The following is a 19,228-nucleotide window of genomic DNA, read 5'->3' on the forward strand; positions in this document are numbered from 1 at the left end:
AGGTGCCAAACGCACCTCGCGCTCTCGCCCAAACCGTCGGAACACGCCATGAGCCTTTATACAGATTATCTTGCCGAAATCGAAACCCGCAAAGAACAGGGCCTCAGCCCCAAACCCATCGATGATGGGGCTTTGACGAAAGAAATCATTGATCAGATCCGCGATCCGCAGAACGAATATCGCGCGGATTCGCTGCACTATTTCATCTACAATACCCTGCCGGGCACAACCAGCGCCGCCGGTGAAAAGGCAGGCTTTCTGAAAGAGATCATTTTGGGCGAAGCCGCCGTCGAGGAGATTTCGCAGGATTTTGCGTTCGAGCTGTTGTCGCACATGAAAGGCGGCCCCTCGGTCAAGGTTCTGCTGGATCTGGCCCTGGGTCAGGACGCCTCGATCGCTGGCAAAGCGGCTGAGGTGCTGAAAACACAAGTCTTCCTGTATGATGCCGACACCGACCGTCTGAAAGCCGCGTTCGAGGCTGGCAACCCGGTCGCGAAGGACATCCTGGAAAGCTATGCCAAGGCCGAGTTCTTCACCAAGCTTCCCGACATCGACGAAGAGATCAAGGTCGTCACCTATGTCGCTGCCGAAGGCGATATCTCGACCGACCTGCTGTCGCCGGGCAATCAGGCGCATTCGCGAGCTGACCGGGAATTGCACGGCAAATGCCTGATTTCCGAGAAGGCGCAGCAAGAGATCGAGGCGCTGAAACTCCAGCACCCCGACGCGCGCGTGATGCTGATTGCCGAGAAAGGCACCATGGGCGTGGGCTCGTCCCGCATGTCTGGCGTCAACAACGTGGCGCTGTGGACTGGCAAGCAGGCCAGCCCCTACGTGCCCTTCGTCAACTTCGCCCCGATCGTGGCGGGCACCAATGGCATCTCGCCGATCTTTTTGACCACCGTTGGCGTCACCGGCGGCATCGGGATCGACCTGAAAAACTGGGTCAAGAAGGTGGACGAGGACGGCAACGCCATCCTCAACAACGACGGCAACCCGGTTCTGGAACAGAAATATTCGGTTGCGACCGGTACGGTTCTGAAAATCGACACCAAAAGCCACAAGCTGCTGAGTGAGGATGGTGACGAACTGGTCGACGTCTCGTCGTCCTTCACACCACAAAAGATGGAATTCATGAAGGCGGGCGGTTCATACGCCATTGTCTTCGGCAAGAAACTGCAGACATTTGCAGCCGAGACACTGGGCGTCGAAGCACCCTTGGTCTTCGCCCTGTCCAAGGAAATCAGCCACGAGGGTCAGGGCCTGACCGCGGTTGAGAAGATCTTCAACAAAAACGCCGTGGGCGCCACGCCGGGCAAGACCCTGCATGCCGGATCGGATGTGCGGGTCAAGGTCAACATCGTGGGTTCTCAGGACACCACCGGTCTGATGACCATGCAGGAACTTGAGGCGATGGCCGCAACCGTCGTGGCCCCCAGCGTCGATGGTGCCTATCAGTCGGGCTGTCACACCGCATCGGTCTGGGACGCCAAGGCACAGGCCAACACGCCACGTCTGATGAAGTTCATGAATGATTTCGGCCTCGTCACCGGGCGTGACCCGAAAGGCGTCTATCATTCGATGACCGACGTGATCCACAAGGTGCTGAACGACATCACCGTGGATGACTGGTCGGTCATTATCGGCGGCGACAGCCACACCCGTATGTCCAAAGGCGTCGCCTTCGGCGCGGACTCGGGCACAGTGGCGCTGGCGCTGGCCACCGGTGAAGCCTCAATGCCGATCCCGGAATCGGTCAAAGTGACCTTCAAGGGCCAAATGGCCGAGCACATGGATTTCCGCGACGTGGTTCACGCAACCCAAGCGCAGATGCTGGAACAGCATGGCGACAACGTCTTCCAAGGCCGTGTGATCGAAGTGCATATCGGCACGCTGCTGGCGGATCAGGCCTTTACCTTCACCGACTGGACCGCCGAGATGAAGGCCAAAGCCTCGGTCTGTATCTCGGATGATGAGACGCTGATCGGCTCGCTGGAACTGGCTAAATCGCGCATTCAGATCATGATCGAAAAAGGCATGGAGCATGAAAACGGCATGCTGCAAAAGCTGGTCAACATCGCCGATGCGCGCATTGCTCAGATCAGGTCGGGTGAAAAGCCTGCCCTGCGCCCCGATGACAATGCGAAATACTTCGCCGAAGTTGTCGTCGATCTGGATCAGATCGTCGAGCCGATGATCGCCGACCCGGATGTCAACAACGCTGATGTTTCCAAGCGCTACACCCACGACACGATCCGCCCAATCTCGTATTACAATGCTGAAAAGCATGTGGATCTGGGTTTTGTCGGCTCGTGCATGGTGCACAAGGGCGACATGAAGATCGTGGCGCAGATGCTGCGCAACCTCGAAAAAGTCTCGGGGAAAGTTGAATTCAACGCGCCGCTGGTTGTGGCCGCACCGACCTACAACATCATCGACGAGTTGAAAGAGGAAGGCGATTGGGAAATCCTGCAGCGCTATTCCGGGTTTGAATTCGACGATCTGTTCCCCAAAACGCAGGCGCGCACCGAGTACGAGAATATCCTGTACCTCGAACGCCCCGGCTGTAACCTCTGCATGGGCAACCAGGAGAAAGCGGCCAAGGGTGACACGGTTCTGGCCACCTCGACCCGCCTGTTCCAGGGCCGCGTCGTGGCGGATGCGCCCGACAAGAAGGGAGAGTCGCTGTTGGGCTCGACCCCGGTCGTTGTTCTGTCCGCCATCCTTGGCCGGACCCCGACGCTGGACGAATACAAGGCGGCTGTCGAAGGCATCGACCTGACCAAATTCGCCCCGCCGGTACAAGCGCCCGCCGGAACGAAATCGGCTCACTTCTAAAGCCGCGATCCGATCAAACCAAAAGCCCGGCCTTCTGGCCGGGCTTTTTTGTTCAGGCGGTCATGTCCTTCACGGCAGTCAGCAACTGCGCCACCTCCTGCTCGGTATTGTAGTGGCACAGCGAAATGCGGATGCAATCCGACAGCCCCAGCGGCGTCAGCACATTGCCCGAGTAATGATCTGCCTTGCGAGTATGGGTGCGGATACCCTGCTGATTAAGCGTTTCGACCACCTGTTCCGACGGGATGCCCTCGACCACTATCGACACCAACCCCTCACGCGCGGCGTTGTCCGCCCCGGCCAGAATGCGGATGTGGTCCATATCCCGCAGCCCCGGCAGGTTGCCGACCCCGTTGATCATCGCATTCGTCAGGTGCGTCTCGTAGCCGTGAATGGCGCGACCCGCAGCCTCGATCCGATTACGCGGCTCGGTTTCGTCGGACACCTCGCCGCCCAGCCAGATGAAATAGTCGATCACGTCCGACATGGTGGCGTAGGACCCGGTGTCGCGGGTTCCGAACTCCCACCCTGTTGCAGGCGCGTCGATCAGCATGTCATGGGGCAGCGCGCTCAGCTTGTCGGAAATCCATGCGATGCCATAGCCATGGCGCGAGAACACTTTGTAAGGTGAGATCGCATAGCCATCGACGTTGTAGGCATCCAGATCCAACTGCCCGTGTGCTGCGTGCTGAATACCGTCAACGATGATCAGACAGTCGGGCGAAACGGCCCGGATCGCGGCTGAGATCGCGGCCACATCCATACCCATCCCCGTCACGGGTGAGGCATGCAGGATTGTCGCCACCGCCACGTCCGGAGTCATCCGCGCGGTATAATCCTCAGCCGTGACCAGCCCGGTTTCGTCGTCATGCTGTACGTTCACGTAGTCCAGCCCGGCAATCCCAGCCCAGCGACGCGCAGCACTGCGGGTCGCCGGGTGTTCGATTGAGGACCCGATCACCTTCGCCCCTTTCGGCGCAACCAGACAGGCCGTGCGGATCAGCCGGAACAGCAACTCAGTCCCGCTTTCCCCGGCAAAGAACTGGCCCGATGAGGCGTTCATGAACACGCCCAGATCGGCCTTGGCCTTGTTGATCACATTTTGGGTGCCCTGCCCCGCCGGATTGATCCGCCCCGGATTGTCCGGAATCGCGGCATAGAAAGCCGAGGTCTCGGCCACCTTCTTCAGCGTCAGCGCGCCGCCTGCGTTTTCAAAGAAAACACGCTCGCCCTGAAACGGGCAGCTATCCACATGGGCAAAACGATCGCGGATCGCCGCGATCAGACCGGGGTTGTCTTTGATCATGTTGTACTTCCTGTCACTGCGTCCAAGTGTCGGGGCCGCGATGGCCTGCGCCCGTGTGGGATCCGTATCTCAAAGGAAACCATCGTCAATGTCAGCGATGGCGGCAAGGGGTTGATCCATAGGGTCATCTCACGGCAATCCTTCTGCACAAAGGGTTTAGCTGGCATCCGAATGTCGACAAATCAGAACCTTCCTTACAATCGGTCGAACAGCCGACCCGGAAGCCCGGCATGTGGTGGTAGCCCAAGCTGCTGGACCAACGCAAACATCATCGCCTGGTTCGAGGTCACGACCGGTTTGCCAAGCGCATCCTCGATCCGCTCAACCGCCTCGACCGCGCGCATATCGGTGCAACTCAGGACAATTGCTTCGGCCTTGGGATCGTCGGCCCGGCAGGCAAGGTCAAAAACCTCCTCTGGCGTCAGCTCTCCCTGACCGTAATTGCCCAGTTCGCGCCCTATATCTGCGCAGAGCACCGTCTCGATCCCGTTATGGGCCAGAAAACCCATGGCCTGCGTGTTGATTTCCCCGAGATAGGGTGACGAAAAGCCGACACTCGACACATCTAGCGCTTTGATCGCCTGCACCAGTGCTCCAGCGGCGGTGAAGGTGATGGCACCCGAGGCGGCCTTGATATCCTGCGCCAATTGCGCGTCAAAGCCGGGGCCATGGGTCAGCGTGGCCGAGGTGCAACCGTACAGAACCACATCGGGCCGGACGCCCGCGATCATCCGCAGATCGTGGCTGATATCCGAGGCCCCCAGCCCGGCCATCTGGTCCGAGCCCGGAATCTCATCCACGTCATAGCCACCCATGCGCTGGAAATGCACTGTCGTATCCGGACAGCGCATCAGCATCATGTCGGCTTCGAGGTTGGTGTTGGTGAAGGGGACCAAAACGCCGATTTTTGCCCGTGTTCGGGTTTCATGGGTCATGACGTCACCTTTCTCAGCACGGCCAGACAGCGATCCATGATCGCTTCCCGGCAGATCGTGGCCCGTAGGCAATCGGCCAGCCCATAGCCGCCCATACCGCGCATCAGCAAGCCCTCGGCCCGCAGGGCCTGATCGGCTTTTTGGGCGGTTTCAACATTCGCAAACCGGATCAGCACAAAGTTGGTATGGCTGGGCGGAGCCGACAGACCCAGCGCCCGGCACCCTTCGGCAAAGCGATCCCGGATCGCAGCCGTTTGGTTCACCGTTTCCCGCATATGCGCCTGATCCCGCATCGCCGCCGTTGCCATGGCTTGCGAGGGGATCGACACGTTGTTCGGGTTCAGCACTTTCCGCATCTCAGCCGCAATCGCGGGCGGGAACACACCCCACCCCACGCGCGCACCCGCCAGCCCGTAGGCCTTGGAGAAGGTGCGCATCACAACCGTATCTCCACGTTCGATCAAATCAAAAACCTCGGCCGGGTTCTGGTCCTCATCCGCAAATTCCGCATAGGCCTGATCGACAACCAGCAGCACATCCTTGGGCAAGTCGTCACGAAGACGGATGATCTCGGCATTAGGGATCAGCGTCCCCGTCGGATTTCCCGGATTGCAGACAAAGACGATCCTCGTTTGGGGCGTGACGGCGGCCAGAATATCATCGACCGAAACGGTCAGATCGACCTCACGCGCCTGCACGTAATCCGCCTGCACCTGCGCTGTGGCCGACGCCACATAGGCATAGCCGTAATCCGTACCCAGCACCCGGTCCCCTGGCCCTGCAAAGGTGCGGATCAGACAGCCGATCAGTTCCATCGACCCTGCCCCGCACAGGACCGTGTTGGGGTCAAGCTTGTGGACCTCGGCAATCGCCGCGCGCAACTCGGGCCAATCGGGGTCAGGATAAAGCGGCATCTGACCCATCACCGCCTGCCCCGCCGCAATGGTCTTTGGGCTGGCTGGAAAGGCACTTTCGTTCTGAGCCAGCGAAACGGTGCCCGCATCCCCAAGATCGGCCAGCGCATAGGCGGCCATGGAACGGATGTGATCGACCGCCCGGATCATGGTTTGCCCCCATAGGACTTGGCCCCTTCGGGCGTTACCAACCCGCGCCTCAGATCCAGCGCCAGCGCATCCGGGTCCCGATCTGCCGGATCGCCAAACCCGCCACCGCCGGGCGTGTCGAAGATCAGGTAGTCCCCGCCTTCGACCCGCAACTCGCCCTTGCCGGGGATGTCGCTGACCCCGTCCCGAAACCGGATCCGCCCCGGCGCGCCGGGCTGCCCGCCCATTCGGCCCAAGGCGGGGAATTTCAGCCGCTCGACCGACAGGAACACGATGAACGGCGCGTCGTTGGACGAGGTCATCTCGATCCTCTGCCCCAGCCCGCCGCGATATTTGCCCGCACCGCCCGAATCCGGCAGCAACTCGCGCCGCCACATGATCACCGGGGCCACGCTTTCGGTGATTTCGACCTGTGAGCCAAAGACGCCCGAAGGATAGGCTGTGGCCGACAGCCCATCCGCATGAGGCCGCGCACCGGTGCCGCCATTGTGCACGGGTTCAATGGCAAACTCGCGCCCGCCATTGGCCGCAACCTCGGGCGCGTGGCGCATGGGCAAGTCGAACATGCACGAGGCACCCTCGGCCGGAACCTTGTCAGGCAGTGCCTGATGCAGGCAGCCCAGCACCAGATCGGGTGTCACCTGCCCCAGCGTGTGGCGCATCGCCACCGGAACCGGGCGTTGCGCGTTCAGGATACAGCCCTTGGGGCCGTCCACCGTAAACGGCCCAAGCGAGCCCGCATTGTTGGGAATGTCCGGCCCGACGATGCAGCGCAGGGCGAACACGGTATAGGCCGTCGCATAGTTCAGCGGCACGTTGATGCCTTTTCTTGAACAACCCGACGTGCCGGTGAAATCCACATGCATCCCGTCCTTGGTAACGGTCAGCGTGGCGTGTAGCTCCAGCTCATTCTCGTACCCGTCCATGCGCAGCACGTTCTTGTAGACGCCTTCAGGCACCTCGGCGATGGCCTCCAGCGCGCCGTTGCGCGAGGTATCGATGATATAGCTGCCCAAACGGTCCAGATCGTCGATCCCGAACTCATCCATCATCGCCACCAGCCGGTTCACTCCGGCCTCACAACAGGCGATCAGGGCGTAGATGTCGCCCTCATTGGCGATCGGCTCGCGCGAATTGGCACGGATGATGTCCATCAGCAGCGCGTTTGGCGTGCCTTCTTCGACCAGTTTGCAGGGCGGGATCAGCAGCCCCTCGTCATAGATATCCGAGCCTTCCGGCCCCATGCCCAAGCCCCCCAGATCCACCAGATGCGAGGTGCAGGAGGTAAACCCAACCACCCTGCCATCCTTGAACGCGGGCATCATCAGCAGGAAGTCGTTCAAATGACCCGAGGCCAGCCACGGGTCATTGGTCATGTAGATGTCACCGGGCTTCATGTCCTGAACGGCAAAGCGTTGGCGCAGATGCAGGACGGCTTCGGCCATGGTGTTGATATGTCCGGGGGTTCCGGTCACGGCCTGCGCCAGCATACGGCCATCGACGTCGAATATCCCGGCAGAGATATCGCCGCATTCCCTCACGATGGGGGAAAAGGCGGCGCGGATGAGGGTCTGGCCCTGTTCCTCAACTACTGCCAATAGGCGGTTCCACATCACTTGCAGGCGGGCCGGGGAAAGGTCGGAGCTCATCATGCGCCTCCTTTCTGGTCCTGGATCAGAACCAAATTGCCAATTGCATCCATATGGGCCGAGAAATCGGCAGATACGAGCGTGGTGGTCTGCGGTTCATGGATCAACGCCGGACCTGAAACGTGATCGCCGGGTTTCAAATCGGCACGGGCAATGAAAGCGGCGTTTTTCGCAGTTCCATCCACATCGCAGGTGATCGGGCGCGTCTCGGTTGCGGTGAACACATTGCGTTCGGGCGCATTGAGCACCCGTGCAACCATGTTGTCCAGCGTCGCTACCCGCACGGCCCAGTTCAATATCTCGATCTGCATCCCCGGCACGGGGCGTGAAAATTGCTTGCGGTATTCTTCTTCGAATGCTGCGGTCAGCGGGGCAATGTCTTCGGGCGTCAGCGCACGATCCGGCAGGGGGATTTCGATCTCATGCCCCTGCCCGTTATAGCGCATAAACGCGGTGCGCAGGGTCTGGGTTTGCGCATCACCCGCCCCTTGGGCCACGACCTCTTTCGCCTCGGCAATCATTGTATCGAACAAGGCATTCACCCCGTCCAAATCCATGCTGTCCAGCAGCGAATAGCGCGAGCGGACGATCTCAAACGAAACCGGCGCGAACAGGAAGCCCACCGCCGACCCAACACCCGGATTGGGTGGGATCACGATGCGCGACACGCCAGCAGAGCGCGCGACACGGCTGGCATGCAACGGACCATTGCCGCCAAAGGCGATCATCGTGCGCGGGCCCAGATCCTTGCCCGATTCCACCGCATGCATCCGCCCCGCGCTGGCCATGCTTTCATCCACAATCCGACTGACGCCATCTGCCGCGCCCACGGCGTCAAGTTGCAGCCGTTCACCAACCACGCGGGCCAGCGCCGCTTTGGATCCTTCGGGGTCCAGCCGGATATGTCCTTCGGCAAAGGTGTCCGGGACGATGTAACCCAGCGTGATGTCGCTGTCGGTCACGGTGGGTTCGGTGCCGCCGCGCATGAACGCCACTGGCCCCGGCTCGGACCCTGCAGATTGTGGCCCGACGGTCAAGCGGCCCAGACGGTCCACCCCGGCAATCGAGCCGCCGCCGGCGCCGATCTCGATCATCTCGATCACCGGAATACGCACCGGCATGCCCGAGCCTTTGATGAACCGCGCCGCCCGGGCGATCTCAAACGCGCGCGAGGTCTGCGGGCGAGCCCCATCAATCAGGCACAGCTTGGCAGTGGTGCCCCCCACATCGAATGACAGCACCTGATCCAGACCGGCCCGCGCCGCGATACGTGCAGCCAGAATGGCCCCGCCCGCCGGACCGGATTCAACCAGACGGATCGGAAAACGGGCGGCGGTTTCGACCGTGCACATGCCACCCCCTGCGGTCATCATCAAGATCGGGCATGTCACGCCTTCGGCCTCGAACTGATCTACGAACCGGGCCAGATAGCTTTGCATCAGGGGCTGGATATAGGCGTTCGCCACTGTGGTGCAGAGCCGGTCAAATTCCCGCGCTTCAGGGCTGACATCGGATGAGATCGAGACGATCAGGCCGGGGCGGTGCCGGGCCAGCAGGTCACGCAATCGCTGCTCATGCGCAGGGTTGGCATAGGCATGTATCAGGCAGATCGCCACTGCCCCAGCCCCACTTGCGTCAAGTTCAGCCAGCAGGTCACCCACTTGCGCCTCGTCCAGCGGGATCAGCACAGCGCCCTCGGCGGACATGCGTTCGCGGATCACAAAGGACCGCTCGCGCGGGACCAGAAGATCGGGTTTTTCCAGATTGATATCGTATTGGGAATAGCGCCGCTCATACCCGATATCGAGGATGTCGCGGAACCCCTCGGTGCAGATCGTAGCCACCACGGCCCCGCGCCGTTCGATCAGAGCGTTGGTGGCCAGCGTGGTGCCATGGATGAAACCCGTCACTTGCGACAGGGACCGCCCGGTTGCGGCCATGACGCGCCGCGCGCCCTTCATCGCGCCATCCGCCGGGTTTTGATGGGTGGTCAGGGTTTTGGTCGAGGCCAGAATTCTGTCTTCGCCTTCAACCAGAACCGTGTCGGTAAACGTGCCGCCAATGTCGATGGCCAATCGCAGCGCGTGTGTCATGTGGTGGTCCGTCCTCGTTTGCAATCCTGCCAGTCAAATGCCCAAAAAGGCGATTACTGACACATCGCAACGAGGTCGCAGCCCGTGGCCCGACGATCCAGAGGGTTATGGATACACACGCGGTTCATACCTGTTTGTCCCGTGGTTTGCCCGGCGATACTAGCACATTTGCGACATAACTGCTGCCAAATGCCGTCGCACGGGTGGGGTCTAGCTATTGCTGCGTCACCGTTTTCCAGTCGCCGGTATTCAGGCTGTTGGGCGAGAACTCGGTCAACGCGCCCCGGAAGGGTAAGGCGTCATAAAGCCGAAGGCCTTGAACCATATCGTACCGCCATCCCCGTTCGGCCCCTTGGAACCCGGCGATGTCGGGGTGATGTGTGTCCAGCACCTCGACCATTCCGGTCAGCATCAGCAGATCACCGTTCTGGTAGTCCGGGAACAACAGGCCCGCGCGCGGTGTGACAAGGAAATTCCCCAACGTATTGAAGAAGTTGTTTCCAAGGAAATCGGGCACAACAAGGCTGTTGCCTTGCACTTTCACAAACCCCGACCGCCCGCCGCGATGCGAGACGTCAACGCTGCGCTCACCTTCGGCGTCAGCATAACTGGCCACGTAGAACGAGTTGGCCGAGGCGATGAACTCGCGCGCCGCCTTGTCCAGAGTTTCAAACCGCTCACTATTGATCTGTGCCCCCTCGGGTGCGGGGTCGCGGATAAACTCAACATCATGGATCTGGATGTATTTTGGACAATTCCCGAAGGATTGCAGCACGTCCAGCGAAAAGCCGATTTCCGACACCTCTTGCACCGTCGCATTCATCCGGTTGCGCCGACGGGTCGACAACTCGACCCCGACCACTCCGATCGGTGCTGCGGTTTCAAGGGCCGCTTTAAGCGGATCATCCGGATGCGGTTGGGCCTGAACGTCCAGCAAAGTTTCGGTTGGCGTGGACAGAAACCCGGGCCGCCCCGACAGGATCGAGGCCCAGGGCCAGCCCTGCGGATCAACGCTGCCCAGCACGACAAAGGGCAGTTTGCCGAAGAACTCACGATGCTGATCCGGCATGTAGGGGCGTATGACGGTGCGGCCGATTTTCTCCATCCGCTCGCGCTTGCCAATACGTGTCTGCATCTCGCGTTCGCCGCGGTGAAACGGGGATTTGGCGGTTTGTCCGGTGGCATTCATCGGGGGCCTCGCATGGGTTTGAGGGCCCGGCCGTGGCATCGCACGGCCGGTTTTGTCATGGGCCCGAACCGCGTCAGGCGGCGTTCAGACCGGCTGCGGTCTTGGGCATCGGGACAAAGCCGTCCAGCGCCTCAATATTCGCCAAAAGACGGCGGACATTCGGGTATGGATCCAACGAGACGTCACCCTCGGGCGCATGGGCGGTATAGCTGTAGATCGCCACGTCGGCGATGGTCGGGCGGTCGCCCACCAGCCAGTCGCGCCCTTGCAGATGCGCGTCCAGCTTGCCCAGAACCCTGGCCGCCGTCGCGTGGGTGAACGCCTTGTCCAGCGGTGCGTTGAACACGTTGATCAACCGGGCCGCTGCGGGGCCAAAGGCGATCTCACCAGCGGCGAGGGTCAGGAACTTCTGCACCTCGGCCTCAAGCACGGGGTCATTGGGCAGGTAGTCAGGCGCATATTTGCGCGCCAGATACACGAGGATGGCGTTGCTGTCGCAGATGATCACCTCACCATCTTCCAGAACCGGCACCTGCCCTGCCGGGTTCATGGCCAGAAAGTCATCCTGTTTATGCGCCCCGCCCGGCAGGTCCACATCAATCACCCGATGCGGCAGGCCGGCGAGATTTGCGAACAAAACGGCCCGGTGCGCGTGGCCCGAAAGCGGAAAGCTGTGAATGCGGAGGGTCTGGGACATGGGGGATTCCTTATTTTGGCGATTGTCACTGAACCCCAAGCTAACTTGCCCGCATCTAAACTATAATATACTCAACTGGTGAATAACTATGAACGTTTTGTAGACAATGGACACGATCATCGGAATGCGCACCTTTGTGGCCGTGGCCAGCCACAACTCGTTCACCGACGGTGCGCGGCAGGTTGGGATCAGCACCAAACTGGCCAGCAAATATGTCGGCCAGCTGGAACAGCGCCTGAATGCGCAACTGTTCCACCGCACCACCCGCAGCGTGACCCTGACCGACACCGGCAAAGCCTATTTCGAACGGTGCCTGCCTTTGTTGGAACAGTTTGAGGAGCTGGAGGGGCTGGTGCAGCAACGCCAGACCGAGCTGGCAGGCCGCATCCGTATCACGGCCCCGACCGGCTATGGGTCGGCGGAACTGGTCCATCTTTTGAAACCGTTTCAGGACGCACATCCGAATGTCGTGATCGAGCTGCACCTGTCCGATCACCACGTCTCATTGGTGGATGAAGGCTTTGACCTGGCCATCCGTTTCGGTGGGCTGAAGGATTCAACCCTGGTCGCGCGCAAACTGACAGATATGCGGATCGTCTGCTGCGCCGCGCCCGATTATCTGGCCCGGTTCGGCGCGCCGGATGTACCCGAGGATCTGTCAGAGCATAATTGCCTGCTGCAAACGACCGGCAATGTGATCGACAGCTGGGCGCTCAAAGGGCCGGACGGGGACATCATGGTGCCGGTATCCGGAAATTTCCGCGCCAATTCCCCGCGCGCAGTGGCCAATATGGCGGCGGACGGGCTGGGTATCGGTCGCGTCCCACTTTATACTGCCCGGCCCTTTCTGGCGGACGGGCGGTTGCAGCTTATCCTTGAGGCGCAGGAGACCGCAGTCTTGGGCCTCTATGCCACCTACCCGCCCAACCGGCACCTGACGGCCCGCATTCGGGCTTTGATCGATCATCTGGCGGCGGCCCTCGCGCACGGGTGATCTGAGATCAATCCCACAGGTTTTTGAAGTCGGAAGTGAGTATTTGGAACTGATACTTGAAATTTCCCTACCTAGTAGTAGATAGTTTATCTCAAACATATCCCACAGCCGTGGTCCGTCCAAAAAAGGGAAAACCGTTATGGAACTGAACTCAGATTTCTCTGCCCGCGTTGTCGTTCATTCTGATCGATTGGACTGGCAGCCTTCGCCGATGAAAGGCGTTGATCGCCGTATGCTGGACCGGATAGGCGGAGAAGTGGCACGTGCCACGACAATCGTGCGCTACGCCCCCGGCAGTTCGTTCTCGGCCCATACCCATACGGGCGGAGAGGAATTCATCGTGCTGGACGGCGTGTTTCAGGATGAACATGGCGACTTCCCGGCAGGGACCTATGTGCGCAACCCGCCGACCTCATCCCACACGCCCGGCTCTGCCCCCGGCTGCACGATCTTCGTCAAACTCTGGCAATTCGATATGGATGACCGCACGCAGTTTCGCAAAACCATGGCGGATGAGCCTGGAACGCCCGTCAACGGTGTGGCAACCGCAACCCTGCATGAGGACGCGCGCGAGGTTGTCACCTATAGCCATCTTGATCCGGGCGCTGAATTGATCTCGGACGCCAGCGGCGGGCATGAGGTGCTGGTGATCGATGGACAGATTACAGCGGGTGGGGACCAACTGGCCAAAAACGCCTGGTTGCGTTTGCCTGAAGGTGAAACCCTGTCGGCGGTTGCTGGCCCAGACGGCGCGAAGGTCTGGATGAAAACCGGGCATTTGCCCTTTGCGCAACCTCCTGCAGTGTGATCGGGGGCCGAAACCGTGAGGCACAACCTTACGCTGGACACCCAGACACTGATCATCGGCGCAGGTTTGTCAGGTCTCAGCCTTGCCGCGCAACTGGCGCGGCAAGGGCAGGATTTTGCACTGGTCGAGGGGCGCGACCGTTTGGGAGGCCGTATCCTGACCCACCACAACGGCAGCGCGGGGTTTGACCTTGGCCCAGCATGGTTTTGGCCCGGGCAGCCCCGGATCGCAGCGCTGATCGCTCGGTTGGGGTTAGTCGCATTCGAACAGTATTCCGCGGGCGAGCTGACTTATGAGGACGAGCAGGGCCGTGTCCTGCGCGGGCGCGGGTTTTCGTCGATGCAGGGGTCTTTGCGGGTGGACCAAGGGTTCGGCGCACTGATCGATGGCTTGGCGAAGCAGGTTGATCCCGACCGCATATATCGCGCGACCCCAATCCAGACATTGCAGCGCACCGATGATGGTGTGATCGCCACCAGCCGGAACGGTCTGACCTTCGGCGCGAGGCAAGTTGTGCTGGCCCTGCCCCCTCGGGTCGCGATGCGCATGTCCTTCACGCCAGCCCTGCCAGAAGCCGCCACAAATGCAATGGCAGCCGTCCCCACGTGGATGGCCGGTCAAGCCAAGGCCCTTGCGATCTATGACACGCCGTTTTGGCGCAAGGCCGGGCTGTCGGGTGATGCCATGAGCCGCCGGGGCCCGATGGTCGAGATCCACGATGCCTCGCCCGCTGAAACCGGCCCTTATGCGGTGTTCGGCTTCATCGGAACGCCGCCGCATGCGCGCACAGATCAACAGCGTCTGCGCAAGATGATAACGGAACAACTGACCCGCTTGTTCGGGACTGAGGCCGCGCAGCCGCTGGATGTGCAGATCAAAGACTGGTCCGCCGACCCGTTTACCGCCGTGGAAGAGGATCAACACCCGCTGTTCAGCCACCCCACCTATGGTCTGCCCCATGCGCTGGAGCGGCTTTGGGACAACCGTCTGATCTTTGCCGGAACCGAAGTGGCCCCGCAGTTTGGCGGCTATCTGGAAGGCGCATTGGAAGCGGCAGACCATGTTGCCGCGCGGCTTTTGCAGGAAAAGGTTTGAGACACTATGAGACCAGACACCAAAACCGCCCTTCTGGATGTCGCCGAACACGCCGCCCGCTCGCGCGGTTTCGATGGGTTCAGCTATGCCGATCTGGCCAATGCAGTCGGTATCCGCAAGGCGTCGATCCACTATCACTTTCCGACCAAGGCCGCCCTCTCGGTTGCCCTGATGGAGCGCTATCACGCAACCTTGCAAGACGAATGCGACCGGATCGACGAAACCTGCCCCACTGCCGCGCAACGTCTGCTATCCGTTATCGCATTGTACCGGGATGCGTTGAACGATGGCAAAACGCTCTGCCTGTGTGTCGCGCTGATCAGCAGTCGTGAAAGCCTGTCAGACGAGGTCGTCCAGAAAATCAACGACTTCCGCGCCATGATGGTGGCCCGTCTGACGGGAATTTTTGAGCTTGCGCAGAAGGACAACAGCATCCGCAATTTGGACCGCCCCCCGGCCGAGGCCCGCGCGACCCTTGCCTTGCTGGAAGGCGCGCATTTGACAGCCCGCGCGGAAAACAACGTCGCGCCTTTTGATCTGGCTGTAGAGTTATTGCAGGCCCGCTGTCAGCACGACGGTCAGACCATCACGCCGCGTCGGGCGCCCTGAGCCCGCCGATCGACGTAAGAAGTTCGACAATCGCACCGATTCCTTCCCTTTGCCGCAATGACGAGAACACAAACGGGCGGCCATTGCGCATTCTGGTCGCGTCGCGTTCCATCACCTCAAGCGACGCGCCCACATGCGGGGCCAGATCGGTTTTGTTGATGATCAGAACGTCAGATTTCGTGATCGCTGGCCCACCTTTGCGCGGGATCTCCTCACCCGCCGCCACGTCGATCACGTAAAGCGTCACATCCGCCAGTTCAGGGCTGAAGGTCGCCGACAGGTTGTCGCCACCGCTTTCGATCAGCACAAGTTCAACATCCGGGTGGCGCATTTGCATCTCGGCCACTGCTGCCAGATTGATCGAAGCATCCTCGCGGATCGCAGTGTGGGGGCAACCGCCTGTTTCCACGCCGATAATCCGGTCCTGCGGCAGGATTTGCATCCGCATCAGGGCCTCGGCGTCTTCCTGTGTGTAGATATCATTAGTGATCACACCAACCGAATGCGTATCGCGCAACGCCTCGGACAAGGCGGCTGTCAGCGTTGTCTTTCCAGCCCCAACCGGGCCGCCAATCCCAACCCGCAAAGGGCCATTCATCTGGGTCATGTTCGGAACATCCTTGAATATTGGGTTTCATGTTTCATTGACGCGATATCGGACAGAAACGCGGTCGAGCTAAGCGTTTCGAGCCCTTGATCCTGCGCTTCGGTCGCCAGTCTGGAGCATAGCGGTGTCAGCTCTCGGATCAGCCGTTGCGCCTCGGTCTGGCCCAGCGGAACCAGCCGCGTGGCACATGCCACAAGGTTCGACATGAAGGATTGCACGAACATCTGTGTGGTCAGGGGCAGAGGCAAACCATGCAAACGCGCGGCACGTCCGACCGCAACCGGATAGGTCAGGTCGGCCAGATCCACCTCCCAAACCTGTGCAGTGACACCACAGAACGCCTCACCCAAAAGCCGCGTTTCCATCAACCGCTCGGACGAGGCGCAGAAGGCGCGTGCCGTTGCGTCGATCTCGGTCAGTTCCTTCTTCGAGTTGGCCTTAAAAGCCGCCACAAGAAACAAAGCGTCATTCCGGCCCGAGCCATGGTTCAGCACATCCGAAATCCACGCGCCCGCGCTGTTGGCATCCGTCACGGCCCCGCTATCGATGGCCCATTCCAGCCCGTGCGAATAGGCGAACCCGCCCACCGGATAGGCGGGTGACAGCCACTGGTTCAGCGTCAGGATATCGGCGTCAGTGGGCGTGACCATGGGTCCTGCCGTGTCCGTAAGCCCCGCCTTCCGGGGTGAAGGGTTCCACAACCTCGCGCGTGGTGGCACCCAGTTTGTCCAGCATGTCCCGGATCACATGATCGCGCTGGATCAGCAAACGGCCCGGTTCGATCTGACAGGGCGTGTGGCGGTTGCCGATATGCCAGGCCAGGCGCAGCAGGTTGTCTCCGGTGACTTCCAGCAGATCTTCGGGCGCGGCCACCACTTCGATCTCGCGCCCATCCTCCAGAACAAGAACGCCGCCGTGATCCAGCGACAGCGTCTGCGCCAGATCGACCAGAAACGCCTCACCATCATCGGTGGCCAGCATCTTGCGGCGCAGGAACCTGCCGTCATAGTCCAGCGAAACCTGCGCGTGGGCGGGGGCATGGGTGTGATTGTGATAGATGCGGGCGGTTTTTATATCGGGTGTCATCGGGCCTCTTCCAATCTCAGAACATGAAATAGCGTTGCGCCATCGGCAAAACCTCGGCCGGTTGGCAAGTCAGCAATTCGCCATCTGCGCGGACCTCATAGGTTTCGGGATCGACCTCGACATGGGGTGTTGCATCGTTCAGCAACAGGTCCCGCTTGCCGATGTTTCGCGTGTTTCGCACGGCAACCGTTTGTTTGGCCAAACCAAGCGCGTCACCAATCCCGTCGGCCTGTGCCGCTGCCGAGACAAAGGTGATCGCCGAATGCTCGACCGAGCGGCCATAGGCCCCGAACATCGGACGGCTATAGACCGGCTGCGGTGTCGGGATCGAGGCGTTCGGGTCCCCCATCTGTGCACAGGCGATGGTGCCACCCAGCAAAATCATCTCGGGCTTCACCCCGAAAAACGCAGGGTTCCACAGCACCAGATCGGCGCGTTTGCCTTCTTCGATACTGCCAATTTCATGGCTCAGGCCATGTGCGATGGCTGGATTGATGGTGTATTTCGCAATGTAGCGACGAACGCGCAGGTTGTCGTTGTCGCCGGTTTCCTCGGGCAGGCGCCCGCGTTGCTTCTTCATCTTGTCGGCTGTTTGCCAGGTGCGGATCAGCACCTCCCCCACCCGGCCCATGGCCTGACTGTCGGACGCAATGATGCTGAACGCGCCCATGTCGTGCAGGATATCCTCGGCAGCGATGGTCTCGCGCCGGATGCGGCTTTCGGCAAAGGCCACATCCTCGGGGATGGATTTGTCGAGGTGGTGGCAGACCATCAACATATCCAGATGCTCTTCAACCGTGTTCACCGTGAAGGGCCGCGTCGGGTTGGTGGATGAGGGCAGAACATGGTTCTCGCCGCAGATCTTGATGATGTCCGGCGCATGGCCGCCACCTGCGCCTTCGGTGTGGAAGGCATGGATCGTCCGGCCTTTCATCGCAGCCACCGTGTTTTCCACGAAACCGGATTCGTTCAGCGTATCGGTGTGGATCATTACCTGCACGTCCATCGCATCCGCCACAGACAGGCAGCAGTCGATGGCGGCGGGCGTCGTCCCCCAATCTTCGTGCAGTTTCAACGCGCAGGCCCCGCCCTTGACCTGTTCCTCAATTGCGGCGGGCAGCGAAGCGTTGCCCTTGCCCGCAAAGGCCAGGTTCATCGGAAAGGCGTCCGCCGCCTGCAACATCCGCCCGATATGCCAGGGGCCGGGGGTGCATGTGGTGGCCAAAGTGCCATGGGCCGGGCCGGTGCCACCACCCAGCATGGTCGTCAGGCCAGAGTGTAGCGCGTCTTCGATTTGTTGCGGGCAAATGAAGTGGATATGGCTGTCGAAACCACCGGCGGTCAGAATGCGCCCCTCGCCCGCTATAACCTCGGTCCCCGGTCCGATGACAATGTCGACACCGGGCTGCGTATCCGGGTTTCCGGCCTTGCCGATCTTCGCAATGCGCCCGTCTTTCAGGCCCACATCCGCCTTGTATATGCCCGAGTGATCGACGATCAGCGCGTTGGTGATGACCGTATCCACGGCCCCCTCGGCCCGCGTGACCTGAGACTGCCCCATCCCGTCGCGGATCACCTTGCCGCCACCAAACTTGACCTCTTCGCCATAGACCGCGTTGCGATGCCCGGTTTCGGTGAACCGGGCCGCTGTGGCGCGATCCACGATCAGGTCCTGTTCAACCTCGATAATCAGATCGGTATCGGCCAGACGCACCCTGTCGCCCACCGTTGGCCCGAACATGGCGGCATAATCACTACGGCTGATCTTGCCCGGCATCTCTCAAAGCCCCCATGATATGCATGTTGAAACCGTAAATGTGCCGACGCCCCTCGTACGGAACCAGCATGACCTCGCGCGTTTGCCCCGGCTCGAACCGCACGGCTGTCCCGGCCGGAATATCAAGCCGCATCCCCAATGCGGCATAGCGATCAAAATCAAGCGCCGAGTTCGCCTCGGCAAAGTGATAATGGCTGCCAACCTGAACCGGGCGATCACCCGTATTTGCAACCGCAATCAAACGACTGCTGCGCCCGGCATTGAGCGTCAGCGACCCCTTCGCCGGAATGACCTCGCCCGGGATCATTTGGGCAGTTTGGATATCAGAGTGATGGCGACCAGCGCGATCAGGGCCAGCCCAACACCCAACGCGACGTAGTCGCTGCCATGAGCGTGAATATGGGTGTCCGAGTGGGCCAGCGCCGGGCCGGACAGGACAAGGGCGGGAAACAGCATGCGGTTCATTTGGACCTCCTGTATG

The 19,228-nt window shown here is 60.8% G+C and carries 18 protein-coding genes; 5 read left to right on the plus strand and 13 right to left on the minus strand.

Features of this window, described 5'->3' with window-relative positions; translation table 11 throughout:
- The first annotated feature begins 48 nt into the window (after positions 1–48).
- Entirely contained in the window at positions 49–2,838 is a 2,790-nt protein-coding gene (locus ACR0E6_RS15400; protein WP_480584914.1) for a bifunctional aconitate hydratase 2/2-methylisocitrate dehydratase, read from the plus strand.
- 52 nt (positions 2,839–2,890) lie between these two features.
- On the opposite strand, the gene ACR0E6_RS15405 is transcribed toward ACR0E6_RS15400, so the two are convergent.
- The 7 genes from ACR0E6_RS15405 to ACR0E6_RS15435 all read right to left on the minus strand — a co-directional run bounded on the left by ACR0E6_RS15405 (position 2,891) and on the right by ACR0E6_RS15435 (position 11,771).
- Positions 2,891–4,144, minus strand: coding sequence for an aminotransferase class V-fold PLP-dependent enzyme (locus ACR0E6_RS15405; protein ID WP_480584916.1), 1,254 nt, complete (start codon positions 4,142–4,144; stop codon positions 2,891–2,893).
- A gap of 194 nt (positions 4,145–4,338) precedes the next feature.
- Positions 4,339–5,079, minus strand: a complete 741-nt coding sequence (locus tag ACR0E6_RS15410) for a maleate cis-trans isomerase family protein (protein WP_480584919.1) — start codon at positions 5,077–5,079, stop codon at positions 4,339–4,341.
- A complete protein-coding gene (locus tag ACR0E6_RS15415; RefSeq protein ID WP_480584922.1) occupies positions 5,076–6,143 on the minus strand; it encodes a pyridoxal phosphate-dependent aminotransferase in 1,068 nt (355 codons plus the stop codon). Before ACR0E6_RS15415 ends, ACR0E6_RS15410 begins: the two co-directional genes overlap by 4 nt.
- On the minus strand, positions 6,140–7,792 hold the full coding sequence (locus tag ACR0E6_RS15420; RefSeq protein ID WP_480584925.1) for a hydantoinase B/oxoprolinase family protein: 1,653 nt from the start codon (positions 7,790–7,792) through the stop codon (positions 6,140–6,142). The genes ACR0E6_RS15415 and ACR0E6_RS15420 overlap by 4 nt, the downstream gene beginning before the upstream one ends.
- A complete protein-coding gene (locus tag ACR0E6_RS15425; protein WP_480584928.1) occupies positions 7,792–9,885 on the minus strand; it encodes a hydantoinase/oxoprolinase family protein in 2,094 nt (697 codons plus the stop codon). The genes ACR0E6_RS15420 and ACR0E6_RS15425 overlap by 1 nt, the downstream gene beginning before the upstream one ends.
- 214 nt (positions 9,886–10,099) lie before the next feature.
- Positions 10,100–11,074, minus strand: coding sequence for a pyridoxamine 5'-phosphate oxidase family protein (locus tag ACR0E6_RS15430; protein ID WP_480584930.1), 975 nt, complete (start codon positions 11,072–11,074; stop codon positions 10,100–10,102).
- A 73-nt stretch (positions 11,075–11,147) separates the two neighbouring features.
- A complete protein-coding gene (locus ACR0E6_RS15435; protein WP_170453967.1) occupies positions 11,148–11,771 on the minus strand; it encodes a glutathione S-transferase in 624 nt (207 codons plus the stop codon).
- A 106-nt stretch (positions 11,772–11,877) separates the two neighbouring features.
- Here ACR0E6_RS15435 and ACR0E6_RS15440 point away from each other — a divergent pair, with 106 nt between their 5' ends.
- The 4 genes from ACR0E6_RS15440 to ACR0E6_RS15455 all read left to right on the plus strand — a co-directional run bounded on the left by ACR0E6_RS15440 (position 11,878) and on the right by ACR0E6_RS15455 (position 15,277).
- Positions 11,878–12,765 (plus strand): LysR family transcriptional regulator, encoded by an 888-nt coding sequence (locus ACR0E6_RS15440; RefSeq protein WP_480584933.1) that lies wholly within the window; start codon positions 11,878–11,880, stop codon positions 12,763–12,765.
- Positions 12,766–12,904: 139 nt separating this feature from the next.
- A complete protein-coding gene (locus ACR0E6_RS15445; protein WP_480584936.1) occupies positions 12,905–13,573 on the plus strand; it encodes a cupin domain-containing protein in 669 nt (222 codons plus the stop codon).
- 15 nt (positions 13,574–13,588) lie between these two features.
- On the plus strand, positions 13,589–14,668 hold the full coding sequence (locus ACR0E6_RS15450) for a flavin monoamine oxidase family protein (RefSeq protein WP_480584939.1): 1,080 nt from the start codon (positions 13,589–13,591) through the stop codon (positions 14,666–14,668).
- Positions 14,669–14,674: 6 nt separating this feature from the next.
- The gene (locus tag ACR0E6_RS15455) at positions 14,675–15,277 is read left to right on the plus strand and encodes a TetR/AcrR family transcriptional regulator (RefSeq protein ID WP_480584942.1); all 603 of its coding nucleotides are present in this window, start codon (positions 14,675–14,677) and stop codon (positions 15,275–15,277) included.
- On the opposite strand, the gene ureG is transcribed toward ACR0E6_RS15455, so the two are convergent.
- From ureG to ACR0E6_RS15485, 6 genes are read right to left on the minus strand one after another with little or no spacing between them, the layout of a single operon-like run.
- Positions 15,255–15,884: an urease accessory protein UreG gene (gene ureG / locus ACR0E6_RS15460; RefSeq protein ID WP_170524648.1), complete on the minus strand. Its 630-nt coding sequence runs from the start codon at positions 15,882–15,884 to the stop codon at positions 15,255–15,257. The genes ACR0E6_RS15455 and ureG overlap by 23 nt on opposite strands.
- Positions 15,881–16,534 (minus strand): urease accessory protein UreF, encoded by a 654-nt coding sequence (locus ACR0E6_RS15465; protein WP_480584946.1) that lies wholly within the window; start codon positions 16,532–16,534, stop codon positions 15,881–15,883. Before ACR0E6_RS15465 ends, ureG begins: the two co-directional genes overlap by 4 nt.
- Positions 16,518–16,970, minus strand: a complete 453-nt coding sequence (gene ureE / locus ACR0E6_RS15470) for an urease accessory protein UreE (protein WP_480584949.1) — start codon at positions 16,968–16,970, stop codon at positions 16,518–16,520. The genes ACR0E6_RS15465 and ureE overlap by 17 nt, the downstream gene beginning before the upstream one ends.
- Positions 16,971–16,986: 16 nt before the next feature.
- The gene (gene ureC / locus ACR0E6_RS15475; protein ID WP_480584952.1) at positions 16,987–18,747 is read right to left on the minus strand and encodes an urease subunit alpha; all 1,761 of its coding nucleotides are present in this window, start codon (positions 18,745–18,747) and stop codon (positions 16,987–16,989) included.
- Positions 18,725–19,054, minus strand: a complete 330-nt coding sequence (locus ACR0E6_RS15480) for an urease subunit beta (protein ID WP_170453983.1) — start codon at positions 19,052–19,054, stop codon at positions 18,725–18,727. The genes ureC and ACR0E6_RS15480 overlap by 23 nt, the downstream gene beginning before the upstream one ends.
- Positions 19,051–19,212 carry a hypothetical protein gene (locus tag ACR0E6_RS15485; RefSeq protein WP_170524637.1) on the minus strand — a complete coding sequence of 54 codons (162 nt, stop codon included), beginning with the start codon at positions 19,210–19,212 and terminating at the stop codon, positions 19,051–19,053. The genes ACR0E6_RS15480 and ACR0E6_RS15485 overlap by 4 nt, the downstream gene beginning before the upstream one ends.
- Between the last annotated feature and the right edge of the window lie 16 nt (positions 19,213–19,228).

This window comes from Ruegeria sp. AP12, assembly GCF_056540025.1.